At 37.6% G+C, this 16,579-nt stretch carries 15 protein-coding genes; 10 read left to right on the forward strand and 5 right to left on the reverse strand.

Features of this window, described 5'->3' with window-relative positions:
• Positions 1–100: 100 nt before the first annotated feature.
• A complete protein-coding gene (locus C0Z22_RS00705) occupies positions 101–979 on the forward strand; it encodes a septum formation initiator family protein (RefSeq protein WP_103216409.1) in 879 nt (292 codons plus the stop codon).
• Here the strand turns inward: C0Z22_RS00705 and C0Z22_RS00710 are convergent.
• Positions 924–1,448, reverse strand: coding sequence for a DUF192 domain-containing protein (locus C0Z22_RS00710; protein WP_103216410.1), 525 nt, complete (start codon positions 1,446–1,448; stop codon positions 924–926). The genes C0Z22_RS00705 and C0Z22_RS00710 overlap by 56 nt on opposite strands.
• A 30-nt stretch (positions 1,449–1,478) precedes the next feature.
• Here C0Z22_RS00710 and aspS point away from each other — a divergent pair, with 30 nt between their 5' ends.
• The 4 genes from aspS (at position 1,479) to C0Z22_RS00730 (ending at position 6,768) form a co-directional block, all read left to right on the forward strand.
• Entirely contained in the window at positions 1,479–3,269 is a 1,791-nt protein-coding gene (aspS, locus tag C0Z22_RS00715; RefSeq protein WP_233189672.1) for an aspartate--tRNA ligase, read from the forward strand.
• Positions 3,270–3,319: 50 nt separating this feature from the next.
• Complete coding sequence (locus C0Z22_RS00720) at positions 3,320–4,780, forward strand: DASS family sodium-coupled anion symporter (protein ID WP_103216411.1); 1,461 nt, start codon at positions 3,320–3,322, stop codon at positions 4,778–4,780.
• Positions 4,781–4,857: 77 nt separating this feature from the next.
• Entirely contained in the window at positions 4,858–6,348 is a 1,491-nt protein-coding gene (locus C0Z22_RS00725; RefSeq protein ID WP_103216412.1) for a hypothetical protein, read from the forward strand.
• Positions 6,349–6,393: 45 nt separating this feature from the next.
• A complete protein-coding gene (locus C0Z22_RS00730; RefSeq protein ID WP_103216413.1) occupies positions 6,394–6,768 on the forward strand; it encodes a hypothetical protein in 375 nt (124 codons plus the stop codon).
• Positions 6,769–6,957: 189 nt separating this feature from the next.
• On the opposite strand, the gene C0Z22_RS00735 is transcribed toward C0Z22_RS00730, so the two are convergent.
• On the reverse strand, positions 6,958–7,551 hold the full coding sequence (locus C0Z22_RS00735; protein ID WP_103216414.1) for an RDD family protein: 594 nt from the start codon (positions 7,549–7,551) through the stop codon (positions 6,958–6,960).
• A 72-nt stretch (positions 7,552–7,623) separates the two neighbouring features.
• The gene (gene mutS, locus C0Z22_RS00740) at positions 7,624–10,317 is read right to left on the reverse strand and encodes a DNA mismatch repair protein MutS (RefSeq protein WP_103216415.1); all 2,694 of its coding nucleotides are present in this window, start codon (positions 10,315–10,317) and stop codon (positions 7,624–7,626) included.
• Between the two features lie 166 nt (positions 10,318–10,483).
• Between mutS and C0Z22_RS00745 the strand changes: the two genes are divergently transcribed.
• The 5 genes from C0Z22_RS00745 (at position 10,484) to C0Z22_RS00765 (ending at position 15,012) form a co-directional block, all read left to right on the forward strand.
• A complete protein-coding gene (locus tag C0Z22_RS00745; RefSeq protein ID WP_146037741.1) occupies positions 10,484–11,419 on the forward strand; it encodes an LptA/OstA family protein in 936 nt (311 codons plus the stop codon).
• 7 nt (positions 11,420–11,426) lie between these two features.
• Positions 11,427–12,161 (forward strand): LPS export ABC transporter ATP-binding protein, encoded by a 735-nt coding sequence (lptB, locus tag C0Z22_RS00750; RefSeq protein WP_103216417.1) that lies wholly within the window; start codon positions 11,427–11,429, stop codon positions 12,159–12,161.
• A 49-nt stretch (positions 12,162–12,210) separates the two neighbouring features.
• Positions 12,211–13,662: an RNA polymerase factor sigma-54 gene (rpoN, locus tag C0Z22_RS00755; RefSeq protein WP_103216418.1), complete on the forward strand. Its 1,452-nt coding sequence runs from the start codon at positions 12,211–12,213 to the stop codon at positions 13,660–13,662.
• Between the two features lie 69 nt (positions 13,663–13,731).
• Positions 13,732–14,097 (forward strand): ribosome hibernation-promoting factor, HPF/YfiA family, encoded by a 366-nt coding sequence (gene hpf, locus C0Z22_RS00760; protein WP_103216419.1) that lies wholly within the window; start codon positions 13,732–13,734, stop codon positions 14,095–14,097.
• A 114-nt stretch (positions 14,098–14,211) separates the two neighbouring features.
• Positions 14,212–15,012: a DUF2608 domain-containing protein gene (locus C0Z22_RS00765; protein WP_158246755.1), complete on the forward strand. Its 801-nt coding sequence runs from the start codon at positions 14,212–14,214 to the stop codon at positions 15,010–15,012.
• 33 nt (positions 15,013–15,045) lie between these two features.
• Here C0Z22_RS00765 and C0Z22_RS00770 read toward each other — a convergent pair whose 3' ends face one another.
• The gene (locus tag C0Z22_RS00770; RefSeq protein WP_103216421.1) at positions 15,046–15,600 is read right to left on the reverse strand and encodes a hypothetical protein; all 555 of its coding nucleotides are present in this window, start codon (positions 15,598–15,600) and stop codon (positions 15,046–15,048) included.
• 80 nt (positions 15,601–15,680) lie between these two features.
• Positions 15,681–16,508 (reverse strand): mechanosensitive ion channel family protein, encoded by an 828-nt coding sequence (locus C0Z22_RS00775; protein WP_103216422.1) that lies wholly within the window; start codon positions 16,506–16,508, stop codon positions 15,681–15,683.
• Positions 16,509–16,579 lie beyond the last annotated feature (71 nt).

The following is a 16,579-nucleotide window of genomic DNA, read 5'->3' on the forward strand; positions in this document are numbered from 1 at the left end:
TGAGAAAACTACTTGTGTGAAATTTTGAAACGCATTAAAATATTGATATTGGGAAAAAAAGTATTCATGAGGAATACTTCGCAAAAAACAGGATGTAAGTTTGCAGTTTTCACTAGGAAGAAATCGTGGACCTTCTGCGTCAGGGTCTGCATCGACGACTAATAGTAGTTCAGAGCAAAATTCAAGAAGTGCAGCAATGCAAAAAGCGATTGAAAGAAATCGTGCAAAGATGGCCTCGAGACAAGATCAAAGAGGGACTCCTGCAGGTGCACCGAGTCGTGCTTCTGCCCCAATGGGAACGCCGCCTCCAATGCCTAGGGCATCTGCAACAAGTGCTCGTCCAAGACCAATGTCTGCTCCATCTCGTGATGAAGGAGCATCAAGTGAATCCGGATCGTCTGTATTGGCGAAACTTAGAGCACAACGAGCTCAACGTGAAGCAAGTGCAGCACCAAAACCATCAGTTTCAGCTTCACCAAGTGCAGCTCCAACAAGAAAACCAATTACTCAAGCAGATAATATTGAAATGTCTTCACCTCTTAGAAAGAAGACAACAGCTCCTGCAGCTGTTAATTATGCTGACCAAACACCAGTAAAGGCAATTGCTAAGGCCAAGACTGCGGTAAGCGCTAAGAGAAAAGTAAAATCTAAATCTAAAAAGAAAGGTGAGCTTACGCACTGGGGTGTGAAGTTATGTTGGGGATTTTGCTTATTCCTTCTAGGCCGCTTAGTTTTTTCTCAGGGTGGGGTAATTGAATACTTTGATAAGAAATCGACGCTTGATCAGGCTTACCATGAAGTGACTCTATTAAAAGCAGAGAATGATGGCCTAATGAAAGAGCTTGATTTAATCAGAAATAATCACCGCTATAAAAAGAAACTTGTCCGTGATCACTTAGGTTATATCGCTCGTGATGAGTATCTTATTTTATTCCCAGAGACTTCTGAAACTTCTGATCGAGGGCTTTCTTCCATTTAAGTTGGGAGCCCTTAGTAATTCCGTAATTCTTTGCCATACCGGCATGCAATTCTAAAACAAATTGACCTTGATAAACCTTAGTCGTTGGAATCTTTTGCGGTTCATTGCGACTTGGATAATGAGGTAGTGTTTCAATAGCAATAACTTTAAAGTTCTTATCTAAAAAAATAATATCGAGATCAAAGTGAGTATCAGGCATCCAAAACTTTAGTGGCATCTCTTGTTGATAGACAAAAACGAGGCCTTCACTTTTCTTCATCTTGTTGGCCTTTAGTCCACTTAGGCCTTGTTGCTTTTCCTCTTCTGATACTGCCCAAGAGACTTTAATCTCATTATTCTTTGGCGTAATCATGATCTTCTCGGCCCACTTCGGATTAATAAATTGGGCATGTGAATGTGTGCCTAGCGTTAATAGTAGAAATACAAAAAATGTACTGAGAATATGTGAAGAATTTGTTATAAATTTCATACCAAAAAACTATATATCAAGAGGATTAGCATGTCACAGATTAAGGGTTTGATGAGAACTCACAATTTAGGAGAATTAAGGGCCGAGCACATCGGTAATGTAGTAACACTATGCGGTTGGGTAAATAAGAACCGCGACCTAGGTGGTCTAACTTTTATCGATTTACGAGATAAATTTGGTGTAACTCAACTTAACTTCACAAACTTCAAGGGCGACGCTGATCTTCTTAAAAAATGTCATCTTGAATCAGTTATCAAGGTTATTGGGACTGTTGCAGGACGTCCTGAAGAAGCGCTAAATAAGAATATGGCCACAGGAGAAGTTGAAGTTCACGTAACTGAACTAGAAGTTCTATCAGAGTGTGATATTAATAATATTCCATTTCTTCCATATGGTGCAACTGAAGCGACAGAAGATAACAAGCTTAAGTACCGCTACCTAGATTTAAGAACAAAGAAGCTTCAAGATATTCTAAAGCTTCGTTCTAAAATTACTCTAGACGTAAGAAATACAATGAGTGCAAACGACTTCATCGAAGTTGAAACACCAATTCTTTATAAGTCGACACCAGAAGGTGCTCGTGACTACGTTGTTCCATCTCGTGTTCACCCTGGTCACGTTTACGCTCTTCCGCAGTCGCCACAGACACTTAAACAACTTCTTATGATTGGTGGAACTGATAAGTACTTCCAAATCTGTAAGTGCTTCCGTGACGAGGACTTAAGAGCTGACCGTCAGCCAGAGTTTACTCAAATCGATATTGAGGTTTCATTTGCTACTGAAGAGTATATGAAAAATATCGCAACTGATCTTATGAGAAATATCTTTGAATTAGGCGCTGATTTTGAAATTCCAGTTATGCATTACAACGATGCAATGAGAGACTACGGTTCAGATAAACCAGACGTACGTTTTGGATTAAAGCAACATATTGTTTCAGACATTTTTAAAGATACTGAATTTGGTGTTTTCAAATCAGCAATTGAAAGTGGTGGAATGGTTAAGACGATGTTCGTACCAGCTTCAATGGGAACATTTTCTCGTAAGGTTCTTGATGGATTCGTTGATGTTGTAAAACCTCACGGTGGAAAAGGTGTTGCATTCTTTAAAGTTGAAGATGGTGCCGTTTCTGGTGGTATCTCTAAATTCATTACTGAAGAGGTTCTTGCAAGTTTATCAAGTCTTTCTGATTTAGATGGAGATGCAAAAAATGGAACATGGCTATTCTTTGCAGATCAAGAGGGAATTGTACACGATAGTGCAGATGCTCTTCGTCGCCACCTAGGGCGCGAGCTTGGTCTTATCAAAGACGGTTACGCATTCCTATGGGTAAATGACTTCCCATGTTTTGAAACTGATGAATCAAGATTCTATGCAAAACACCACCCATTCACTTCTCCGAAGATTAGTGAAATGGATAAATTTATGAACGAAGAGATCAATGTTAGCAATAAAACTCTTCGCGACCTTCCTGCTCAAGCATACGACCTCGTTTGTAACGGGTACGAGCTTGGTGGTGGATCAATTAGAATTCACAACGGTGCAGTTCAGGAAAGAATGTTTGAAGTTCTTGGTATGAGTGAAGAAGAAGTTGCTAATCAATTTGGGTTCTTTGTAAATGCGCTTAAGTACGGAACACCTCCACATGGTGGTATTGCTCTAGGTCTAGACCGTATCACAATGGTTAAGGCCGGAACTGATAATATTCGTGATGTAATCGCGTTCCCTAAGACAACGACAGCAAGTGATATGATGTCGAATGCACCATCTGTTCCTTCAAAAGAGCAGACTGATGAACTACACTTTGGTTTCTTAAAATAATTGTAGAAGGCCCTCTTATTAGGAGGGCCTCTTTTTTGGAATATTGATCTATGTTTAAAAGCTTGTACCGTGAATTCTTACATGAGTGGAAACATAGCTCGACAATGTCGGTGGTTTTTCAATTTCTTGGAATCGTCGCTTTCTTCTTAGTCTATACTTCAGATTTACAGCTCGAAACTAATGCAAAAACATTCTTAGCAATATTTTCTTATGTTGTTATTCAATGGCTTCTTTCAAGTACTCCTTTATTTATTTCAGGAATGATGGGAGTTGCTCTGACTGTTCTATTTGGTGTGGTTTCTTTTGAAGAAGCCTTCAGTAGTTTTAGCTCTCAGATTATCTTTCTATTTATGGGAGGATTTCTTTTAGCGCGTGCGATGGAGAAGCTTGGCCTTGATCGAAAATTATCGGTGACGATTCTAAATACTCGCTTCATTGATGGTGACTTCAATCGTACTCTGGCCGTCGTTATTGGTGTCACTTGTCTATTTTCGATGTGGGTTTCAAATTCCGCTACAACTGCAATGATGCTACCAATCGGTTTTGGCTTACTTAAGTCTTTTAAAGTGAAAGAAGAAAAGACAAAGCAGTATTTTTTATTAATTGTTGCCTATGCAGCATCCGTTGGTGGAATGGCCACTCCAATTGGTTCACCTCCAAACCTTATTACAATGGGACTACTTGAGCAGCATACAAATCAAGTTTTAACTTTTTGGGATTGGTGCAAGTTTGGCTTTCCCCTGACAATCTTCTTTTCAATAATTTTATTCTTCTATGCAAAGAGGAAAATTACTGAAGATATTAAGAAAGTTGATAAGAATGATCTCATGATGAGCTTAGGTAAGAATAATAAAATTACAAATAACGAAATACGCTTAATGCTCATTTTTACGATTACAATTTTCTTATGGTTTGCTCCAAGTTTATGCTCACTCATATTAGGTAAGGGGCATATCGTTTCAATATATGTTCAAAAATATTTAACAGCGGGGATGGTTGCTATCATTGCTGCTTGTACTCTCTTTATGGCACCAATTTATAGTCGTACAAAATTATTGGATCAAGATGATATTAAGACGATTGATTGGGGAACACTGTTACTCTTTGGCTCTGGTCTTTCTCTAGGATCGACACTTTTTAAAACAGGAATTGCCGATTTTGTGGCAAATAACTTGATTAGTATTTTTAGTAACTGGAGCTTTGCTGCTCTTCTTGTTCTTGTTGTTGGAATTTCAATATTTCTCACTGAGCTTGTAAGCAATACTGCTGCGGCCAATGTTTTAGTTCCAATTCTGATTGCAGCAGCAACTCAAGCAAATTATTCAAGTATTACTGCGGCTTTTGTCGTGGCCTTTAGTTGTAATATGGCCTTTATGTTACCAGTTGCCACACCACCAAATGCAATTGTCTATGGAACAGGTCTCGTCCCTATGAATCGTATGATTAGCTTTGGCGTTATTCTCAATATTGTGGCATTTATTAGTTTGTCCTTAATTGTGATAATGTCTTAGCTTGGATGATTTTTCCTAATTTTATTTAGTTCATTAATTATTTAAGCGTACAAATTACTCACTCCGAATAGTCGAGTATGAAAGCACTTAAAATCGCCACGATATCAATTTGTTCTCTTTTAACCTTTGCCTTTGATGATAAGTTCGAAGACTTTGCCGAGATGGATGCATGTGTTGAATGTGTCATGGTTCAAGAACAGAATCAAAATATGAACTCTTCTGGGGGTGGCTATCCTGGTATGGGAATGGGCATAGGGGGCAGCTTTACGAATTACGGTGTTAATCTGAAAATGCCAGATAAAAAAGCGATTGCATCTGCATTTGCAAAAAATCAATTACAGTATCATATATCCCATTCAGCTAATGATACAGTGGACTTAGAAAGTTATTTCGCAAGTGTTGATCCAAAGAATGAGTTAAGTCGTAGTGAGCGTGAAAAATTGGTAACTGAGATTATAAGTAATTCCACAGCTCCATACTATGAATATAATGTAGAAACAAATACTGGTTTCTATAAAGTAAATCCCGCTATCGAACGTCTTATTCGTTCGGCCCAAGCTTCTGGCTATATTGTCGATAATGAGTCTTATAAAGATCTTGAGTTAGCAAAGGCCTATATTACTTTCGAAGGTGATGTGGATGGACTAATTAGTTATCTTAAAGAAAATTACAAAGGGGCCAAACTTGCAAAGGCAGCAAATCAATATCCTCGTTATATGGGTATGGATGCCAATGGAAACCTTTCAGACGACTATTATAAATTATTAAAGCTTTCTCTCGAATCTGGGGGACTTGATGATACAAAGGTTATGGAGTTAATTAGACAAGAGATTCTTTCAAGATCACTTGGAGGGAAACCATCTCCGATTTCTGATTTAATATCAAAGCATATTGATGTGGCAGAGTCTTATCGAAATGGGTTAGGAGATAATCTGGCATGTGAATTTGCTAAAGGGATTTATCTCAATACTAATCATATGAAAGAAACGATAAGTTCTACATATCCAGCAATGGCCACTTCTAGTAATTTATTTGGCTCTTATGAACAGCAGGCCATCATGGAAGATCTCAAAAGCTCTGCCATTTTTAATAATATGAATAATCTTCTTCATTACCAGGCCCTAGGTGGAAGTATTGATACGGTTTGTGCTGATGGTATGTATCCAAGGGATTACCTCGAAGTTGCTCATAGAGAAGGGCTTCTTGATAATTTTGCGAAAGAAGAGCTCATCATCCTTGGACTTGTTCAGGATGATTGCTACAAAGATGTTTCTCGTCTTGAGTTAGCGAAGTTATGTGATGCTGCTTCAATTGCATATATTCTTGAAAGACAGACCAGGCGAAATCTTCAAATGTCTGAGCGTACAGAAAACTCAAATGTAAAACACAATTATATTGAGGGGAGAAATGGTTGTAGCATTTCTGTTCTAGATAATATTGTGAGAAAAGGTGGAAAGACAGTTGATCGAGAAGTTGAAGTTCTCTTAAATAGTGATGAAGTAATTTTAAGAACCAAGAGCATGGAGAAGCTAAAGGCCAGTATTAATAGCCTTTACGGAGACCAGTAAGTTCTTTGTTGCACGAAATCATAGGGGCAGATAAAATAGAATATTATGGCCCTTAGTTTAGAAAAAACTTTTGTTAAAACGACAAAGAATAAGATTAAAAATCGTATTGAAAATTCTGATGAATCTTTACTTGAGATTATACTCGATCATAAAGAGGAGCGTTCTCGTCGTACGCAAAAAGGTGAGCATAAGGCCTGTGTGAAAAGACCGTGGGATTCAAGTGATAGTTCTCAGCGTGATCTCTTTAATGGAAGTAGTGAAGGCTATAACAAGTCTAAGGTTGCTAATAAGACAGTTATGAAGCCATATCAAAAAGAGTGTGAGGGGAGTCGTCCGAGTAAGTCAGTGAGCTGTGACGAAAAACTAAAGTCACGTGTCGTGGGCCGTGCCAGCGAGATCTTCGCCAATCTCGAACTTTAGGGGCGCGGGTACCAATCGAGAATTCAATTATATAGAAGAGAGAATCATATCTAATTCTCACTTTTCCATGAAATTTTTAATGAATTAGCCTCGAAGCATCGCTTTATGGAGTGTTCGTTATTGTATTTTTGTGAATTTAAGAAATAATTCTTAGTTAAGTATCCGAATTCTCGATTGGTACCCGCGCCCCTAACCGAATAGGCTGATTTGTTCAACTTCTTCAACTGGCTCGGTATCTGCTTGGATCTCTGCTAGTGCATAAGCGAATTCTTCTGTACTGATCACATGAGTTTGAGAGATGAAGTCCTGCACACCTTTTTGATCATGTCTTAAGAAGTTGATCACAAGTGGTAAAAAGAAAAGTAGGTTAGCGAAAACATAGCCGATTGAGCGTCCAAAGCAATCAAGGGCACTTAATGGCTCAGTTACATCGTGTGACTTCACAACCTTTAACTTGAAAAATGCTTTCCCTAAAGTCTGTCCATTTCCTAAGTAGTAAGAAAAGAAGAAGTAGCTAAAGAACATGATTGCAAGTGATAGCTGTGTTGTCTGACTCTGAAATGCCATTGATGAAACCTTTGGCGAAGTCGAAATATTTGAAATGAAATTATTTACAAATGAAAGCCAAATAAAAGTTAGTGCCTTATTGGCAAAAACCACAAGATAAATATCTAGGATAAAAGCGTAGAATCTCTTTCTAAGACGATCTTGTCTTATCTTCTTAGCGGCTTTGCTTTTTTTGTAGTAATCGTAAATTTCAGATAGCTTATTATTCGTGCTCATACAGTGTTTATCGGTATGAACGCAGGAGAGTAAAAAAAAGGACGCTTAAGAAAGCGCCCTTGGCAAATATTTCTAGTTTAAAGTAATTTGATCAACTAATTCATTGAGCTTATTTAGGGCCTGAATAGGAGTTAAGTTGTTGATATCCACTTTTGATAAGTGATCCTCAACTTGTTTCAAGTACTCAGGTATTTCTGCTGGTGTTTGTACACTGAAGAAATCTAATTGTTCGCTATGATCACTATCAAGTAAGGCTTGAGACACACTTGATTCCTTTTCCATGCTCTTAAGAATTGATTGTGAACGCTTAAGTACAGTTGGAGGAAGGCCTGCAAGTTTGGCAACGTAGATACCAAATGATTGTGAAGCGGCTTGTTCAACGAGACGATATAGGAATTTAACATTTCCTCTATGGTTTTGCGTTTCTACTGTAAGGTTTTTTGCCTCTGGGTAGCGATCCGCAAGATCAATTAGCTCATGGTAGTGAGTTGCAAATAGACAAAGTGCTTTTGTGTTCTCAATGAAGTGTTCAACTAGGGCCCAAGCGATTGAAAGGCCATCATAAGTTGAAGTACCACGTCCCACTTCATCAAGAATGATAAGTGACTTATCTGTTGCGTGTCTTAGGATCTCAGCTGTTTCGGCCATTTCCACCATAAAAGTCGATTGTCCTTTTAGGATGTCATCACTTGCACCAAGACGACTGAATAGGAAGTCGCAAATACTAACTTTGGCATTATCTGCAGGAACGAATGATCCAATTTGTGTTAGAAGTTGGATAATAGCAATCTCACGCATAACTGTTGTTTTACCGGCCATGTTGGGACCAGTAATAAGACCGAAGTATGTTTCATCATTAAGTTTAAGGTCGTGCGGAATGAATTGATCTTTGATGGCAGCTTTAATTAGTGGGTGCCATGCTCCGCGAATATCCATGTCACGAGACTTTTCAGAAATAGTTGGTCTTGAGAATTCTTCGTTTCGTGCAATCCAAGAAAGTGATTGAAGAGTATCTGTTGCAGATAGGATATTTGCTAGCATTTGAATTGCATGGCTTAAATCCGTGATCTGCTTAATTAGTCCTTTAAAGATTTCTCTTTCAAGTTTTTCTAGCTTTTCGCGTGCAACAACAACTTCTTTTTCAAATTGAGTTAGCTCTTCAGTTGCGTACCTCTCAGAGTTAACAAGAGTTTGCCTGCGAATAAAATTTGCAGGAACTTTATCTGAATGAGTTTTAGAAACTTCAATGAAGTAGCCAGCAACATTATTTGATTTAATACGTAGCTTTTGAATTCCTGTTTCTTCGCGGTAGCGATTTTCTAGTTCTACTAGAGCTTGGGCCGTATTTTGAGAAATCTTTGCAAGGTGGTCACGTGTCTCATTTGCGCCTTCTCTGATTAAGTTACCCTTATCGAGATTTGCACCTATTTCATCGTTAATTGTCTTTTTAATATCATCACGAAGCTTGAATAAATTCGTTTTGTCTTCCGTTTTCATTTCTTTAAAGACATTTGTTGGAAGCTCGCTTAGCGAATTTGTTAATTCTTCGTATACATCGACTGCACTTGAAATATTTAAAAGGTCCCCAGCATTTGCACGGTTTGTCGCGGCCTTCGCTAGGATTCTTTCAAGATCGCGAACGTTATTTAAAGCCTCGCGAGTATCTTGTAAAAGATCATCATGTTTTAAAAAGAACTCAATTGTATCAAGACGATTTGTGATTTCTTTTCGATCTGTTAGTGGGTTTGTGAAAACAGTTTTTAGTTTTCTTGAACCCATTGATGTTTTTGTCTTATCCATAAAGCCAAGAAGTGAGTCTTTATAAGTTTCACGTGACTTTGGAAGTATCTCTAATCCTGTAAGAGTAGGGATTGTAACCTTCATGCTACCCGTGCGATCAGATAGACTGAAAGCGTGGAGGTGAGTGAACTCTTCATGATTTTGAGTCGAACAAATATAATATGAAAGCGCTCCAATTGGGCCGAGAACACTTTGGTTTTCATTTAAAAGTTGATCACGTTTATAAGTTGGAATTAACTTTTCAAGATAAACACTTGAGTACTTTTCATTAAAATATTCTTTTGAAAGGTGAGTGACAAGAGTTCCATTGTGCTCATTAAGAGTAGCGACACTCTCATACTTATCCCACTGTCCTAAGTATGTAATGAACTCTTTAGGATGAAGGACGCGAATTTTTTCAATAAAGTCTTCAAAGCTATCAAGAATAAAACCTTTGAAGAATCCAGTTGTAAAATCAATGGCAACAATTTCAAAGCGGCCATTTACTTCATTACAGGCAAGAATGAATTGGTCTTCTTTTGAATCTGTTTTATCGAGATCGTAAGGCATCCCTGGAGAGACAACTTGAGTAACAGCTCTTTTAACAATCCCTTTTGCTTCTTTTGGGTTTTCGACTTGTTCACAAATTGCGACTTTAAGACCCTCGCTTGAGAAGCGATCGATATAAGTTGCAGCTGCATGGTGTGGAATTCCTGCCATAGGAATTTTGTGTTCACCAAGTTTTCCTCTGTGAGTGAGTGCAATATTTAGAATTTTAGATGCATTGATTGCATCTTCAAAGAAGACTTCGTAAAAGTCACCCATGCGAAACATTAGCATATGGTCACGATAGTTCACTTTGATTTCGTGATATTGGGCCATCATTGGTGTAAGCTTTACGCCTTCGGCAACGATTTTTTCAATCTCTAAAGTCATGTTATTGATTCCCTTAAGTGTTGTGTATTCTTGAGCGATTAAGTCTACCAAATACACCACCAATGGAAAAGACTTCAATACTTACAATTGGCATGACGCACTTATTTGTCGTAAAATAGAAGGACGTAAATAGCTGATTATTTACATAAACTGAAGGAAGTTGTTTTTGCTAAGCGTTGGACAACGTTTGTCAATCTGGTTATTTCTTATTGGCATCATGACATCAACATTAATTGGACTCTTTAGCCGTTACGAAGACGAGGACTTAGAACAGTCGATGACGGATCTTTTGAACCAAGATATTTATTCGTATTTTAAAAATGTTAAGTACTTTAAAAAGACAGATAAAGATGCTCGCTATCACCTTGAAGCGGCAGAGGTTTCTCAAAATTTAACAACAGATGTTCTTATTCTAACAGAGCCCAATGGGGTTCTTATTAACGATCATCAAGCAGAGCCAATGTATTACGATGCTTACACTGGTGTCTTGAACGCAAAGGAAAAATATCTTTCTCTTAGAGGAAAGGTCGTTCTTAGAAATCGCAATATGAGTATTAAGTCAGAGAGTATGAATTATTCAGATAATTCTCAGGTTGTGAATTTCCGTGGCAAGACAGAATCGATTTCAAAAGATTTTGATTCGGCTTATGAAGTCGCGGTAAATGCAGATGAGCTAAGTTATAATCTTGTGACAGAAGTTGGAACTTATGACGGAAATGTTGAGGGAAGGGTTCAAAGAGTGAGGGCCTATGAGGACTCGGTTAAGTTTTTTGCAGACTCAATTATTGTTGATAAGAGCAATCGCAATGCCAACATGAGTGGAAATGTAAAATTTCAGAAATCTCAACTACTTGCAAGTGCCCGAAATGGCGAAATCTATCTAGATAACTACAATAAAAAACTCAAGTATTATGCACTATATGACGATGTGGTCATTGAGGAAACTGTTTCTCCTAAGGGACAAGTTCCTTTTAAAAGAAAGGCTTTTAGTGAGCGACTTGAGGGATATATGGCAGAGGATAAAATTGTTCTGCTTGGTCTCCCACGGGTTTATCAAAAGAAAGACGTTTTAAAAGGAAATACAATTGTTCTTAGGCGTGACATCGAGACCATAGAAGTTGATGATGCTAATACGAACTTTAAAATAAGGTAATAGCAGCATGGTTGAAGAAATCGCACAATTATCAGCTCATGGTTTAAAGAAAGTCTACGGCGGCAGAGAAGTCGTAAAAGGCGTTTCAATCGATGTTAAGCAAGGAGAAGTCGTAGGACTACTCGGCCCAAACGGTGCTGGTAAGACAACATCGTTTTATATGATGGTAGGGCTAGTTAAGGCAGATGAAGGAACAATAGATTTATCTGGCGAAGACTTAACAGAGCAACCAATTCATATTAGGGCGTTAAAGGGAGTTGGTTATCTTCCACAAGAAGCCAGCATCTTTAGAGATTTAACAGTTGAGGCCAATATCTTCTCGGTACTAGAAAATCGAGAACTACCAAGGGCCAAGAAGAAGACACTTCTTGATAACTTGATAGCAGACTTTGGACTTGGACATATTAGAAAATCTCTTGGTTCAGCTCTTTCCGGTGGTGAAAGAAGAAGAGTTGAGATTGCACGAACTCTGGCACTTGAGCCTAAGTTTGTTCTTCTCGACGAGCCTTTTGCTGGAGTTGACCCGTTAGCAGTTAATGACATTCAAAGTGTTATTAACAGTCTAAAGAGAAGGAATATCGGTGTACTAATCACCGACCACAACGTGAGAGAAACATTAGGAGTAGTTGATCGCGCGTTTATTATGAGTAGTGGAGAATTACTTGTAAGTGGGACACCGGATGAAATTGTAAACAATGAAAGAGCAAGGAAGTTCTATCTTGGTGAAGAATTTAGAATGTAGCTAGACCAAGCAAATAAGCTGGTCTGGTTACTAAGAATAAGGAACCAATATGGCCACAAAACTTTCGCAGAATCTCAGTCAAACTCAGCAGCTCGTGATGACGCCGCAGCTTCAGCAGGCGATTAAATTACTGACATTAAGCCATTTAGAAATGACAGATGTCATCGCTAAGGAGATGGTAGAAAATCCAATGCTGGAAGAGTTTTCACCTGGTGAAAGTGATTACAAACTTGATAAATTAGAGAGTCAAACTAAAGAAGCCAAGGCCGACGATTTTAAAGAAGAGGCCATGATGAGTAGTGGCGATGATATGGATTGGCAAAAGTATGTCGATAGTTATAACTCGACGACATACGAGCCAAATATGGCCGCACCTTCTCTTAGTCCAGACGATATGCCTAATTATGAGAATATGGTTTCAAAGGGAGAGTCCCTTGCTGAACACCTTGAATGGCAGCTTCGTATGGAAGCTTTAAACGATGTCGAGATTGATTTTGCCATTGAGGTTATTGGAAATATCAATGATGATGGCTATCTATCATGTCCATTTGATGAGCTTATTGAAAAAACAAAATTAGAGCGTGAGCACTGTCTAGATATTTTAGAAATTGTTCAACGTCTTGATCCAGTTGGCTGTGGTGCTCAAGACCTTGTTGACTGTCTGCTAGCTCAAGCAAGAATTGCAGAAGAGCGTTCACCGCTTTTAGAGAAGCTAATTCGTTTTCATTTAACAAATCTAAAAAATAGAGATTATAAGAAAATTACTGCAGACACTGGAGTATCAGAAGAACAGATTATTGAAACTGCAAAACTGCTTCATAATTTTCACCCTAAACCAGGACGTCTTGTAGGTGGTGGAGATACTCATTACGTAACACCTGATGTATTTGTTGTTGAAGTAGGGGGAGAGTTCGTTGTTCAGGTTAATGACGATGGTGTACCAAGATTAAGAATTTCTAAAATGTATCAGGATATGCTTAATCAAGCAGAATCCCTGAAAAATAAAGAAGCTAAAGAATTCGTAGAAGAAAAACTTAAGTCGGCTTTATGGCTAATAAAGTCTATAAATAAGAGACAGCGTACAATTGATCAAGTGGCAAAATCAATTGTGAAAAAGCAGCAGCAATTTTTTAAGAAGGGGCCAAAACATTTAAAGCCTATGGTTCTAAAAGATGTTGCTAATGAGCTGGGAGTTCACGAGTCAACAGTGTCTCGTGCTACTTCAAATAAGTATATGCATACACCAATTGGCCTATTTGAATTGAAGTATTTTTTCAATGCGGGAATCGGTGGAGACAAAGGTGGAATCGACGTTGCAGGTGAAGTTCTAAAATTAAAAATTAAGGAACTTATCGACAATGAAAATGAGAAGAAACCTTTATCGGATCAAAAGATTGCCGACCTTTTGAGCCAAGAAGATGTGAAGGTTGCGAGACGTACAGTCGCTAAGTATAGAGAAATGCTTGGGATTTTGTCGTCGTCAAAAAGAAAAGTAAAATAGCTCGATATTTTGGAGAAACTGCCGATAGGTTTAGCCAAGATACTATACACATAGAGGAGAACGTATTTTATGAAAGTAACAGTAAGTTTTAGACACCTAGATCATACGCCAGCACTTGATGAGAGAATCCAAGAAAAGTCAGAAAAAATCGCAAAGTACCTTGATGGAAATCTACATCTAAAATGGAGTTGTGAGGTTAGGGATGGTCGCGAACACTATGCCGAAGTCGAAGTAATTGGACCGAAGTTCGATTACCATGCGAAAGCTCACTCTGATAGCCTATATAAGACCATTGATCTTGTTGTTGCTAAGATTGAAAAACAGGTACAAAGAAAGAAAGAAAAAATGCTTAATAAGAAAAAGATGGCTCACAAAGACATGGAAATCCTCGAACCAAACGATGCGTGGATGGACTATGATGATATGGCGTCTTAATCAGTCAATATAAACATACTTTCTGTATATTTTGCATATAAAGCCTTCCGTTATGGAAGGCTTTTATTTTGCCTCCTTTACTGGTATGCTTGCTGGTCAAGAAAAGGAGACATGATGAAATATATAATTTCTATTTTAATCGCTTTTAGCGCCCTATCTTATCAGGAGATAGCTTCTCACTCTGACTTTTATAAGAAGATTGTTGAGTATACTAAGAAGAATAAATTAAAAACAAGTGATGTTCTTGTTGTCTATGATATCGATAACACTCTTTTAAGATTCAAAACAAGCTTCGGTAGTGATCAGTGGTATAACTGGCAGAAGGAACAAATTAACAATGGTTGTCCGGTTCATTGTATTGCCAAGTCAGTTAATGAAATGCTTGAGTACTCTTATAAAGCAACATTTATTTCTGATATGATTCTAGTTGAAAAAGAAATTCCAAGACTGATCGAAAAACTACAAGAGACAGGTTACGGAGTAACTTCTATCACTTCTAGAGGTCCTGTTAATTATCCTGCAACAGTTCGAGAAATGAATAAGAATGGAATTAATCTTAATAAAGTAAATGCCCCAAGACTTCCATTTATGACAAAGTTACAAGGAAGAGAAGTACGTTATGCTGATGGTATCTTTATGACTTCAGGACTTAATAAGGGCCAAATGCTTACTCACTTAATTAATCGTCCAGGGATTAACAAGAAGTATAAAGCAGTCTTCTTCTTAGATGATCGTCTAAAGCATATGAAGAGTATGGATAAAGAGTATAAGAATAATAAAGCGAATAAGCTTGCTGTCTTTGCCTATCGTCTAACGACAACTGATGCTATCGTAAAAGAGTTTAACGAATCAGATAAGAAGCTTGAAATACGAATTGGTGAAGAATTTAAAAAATTAAATAAAGATTTAAATTAAAAAATAAAAAAGCCTTCGTAAGAAGGCTTTTTTTTAATATGAAGTTGTTGTGCAAACTGTATTCATTCCATGAGTTGTACATGTCGTTCTACCTGTACGATTCGTTCTAAAGCTACCATCCCAGCTATCTTGCTCATGTTGTCTAACCCTTAAGTAAGCCGATAGTGAATCTCTTTCTTGCTTAGAAAGATAGATGCTATCTCCATTTTCAATGGCATTAGATAGTTCTTTAAAATCAACTCCAGCATCTTCTCTAATTGTTAGCATACGTTGACTAAGTTTTACTGGATAGCGCTTAGCTTCCCAATTTTCTTTGATATGAGTTTTTGATGCTTTCCTATATCTTTTACCATCGGATGCTTTAATCGAGAAAAGTCTGAATTTGAAAATAACACCATTCTCATTCTTCATTGTATTGTTAGATTGGTGCCAGTATCTAAGTCCATCACTTCCGATGATAAGCCCTTGGTCTTCATCAAAATATGAACCAGCTTGATCAAATGGGGCCAGCTCTGTAGGAGCTCCATTGGCCTGAATACACGTAATTGAGATTAGTGTGAATAAGAATATTCTTAAGATATTTTTCATAATTTCTCCCTACTGAAATTGTAGGGGTTAAATATCTTATATTGAAAGTCGCTGTCTAGAGACAGTTTGGCACCAGTCTCTTACTTATAAAATTCTCGCAAGAAATCTTTAAGAATCTTCTGTTCTACAGAGCCTTTCGTTCTTGCTGGAGCCGTTATTCTAACATTGAGTTCGATCTCATCTTTACTCGTAAAATTGATTTGAACACGTGGTTTTAGAATAGGTGTTTCTAAGTGAGACTTTGTGAATAGTTTGTTTAAAACAACTTGGGCCTGCTCAAAATATTCAGAACAATAGAATTCTGATTTCTCAAGAAGAATTCTCTCCGCTTTTTCCCAATCACAATCTGGAGAGAGAACAACTTTAAAAGTATGAAGAACAAAACTCTTTAAAAATGATTCATTCGTTACTCGATTTGTTAAGAATATTGAGTTTGGAATAATAACAGAGCGTCCTGTATAGTTGTGTGATGTTTTATTTGGTCCAACTTCTAATAGAGTTGTCGTGAATAGATCTCGGTCGATAACACTTCCGCGCTTGCCATCAATCTCAATAGTATCCCCAATAATAAATCCACCAGAAAACGTCTTATAGATACCACCCATAATATTAAGAGAGAGCTCTTTTGTGATGAGGACTATGGCAACCATTAGGGCGGCAAGTGAGAAGGCCAGGTTTTTCAACTCAGTTGAATAAATATAAAGAGTAATAAAGACGAAGATAATCGTTAACGAAATATTTGTGTTAACAACATAGCGTCTTTTCGTTTCAATATTTATGCTACTAGTCTTTTTCAAAATGAAAGAAAAGATATGGTTAGTTAAATAGAAAAGAATCAGTACTAATGTGACATAAACTGATTTTTTAATTTCACCTTGTGTATCAACGAATATATTTTCTAAAGTCATAGGCAAATTATAAGGCTAAATAGCTGATTTCCAAACGATTAAATGCGTTAAAAGTGTCGAATCTTAAAGAC

Origin of the sequence: Halobacteriovorax sp. DA5 (assembly GCF_002903145.1) — a bacterium.
Lineage (GTDB): Bacteria > Bdellovibrionota > Bacteriovoracia > Bacteriovoracales > Bacteriovoracaceae > Halobacteriovorax_A.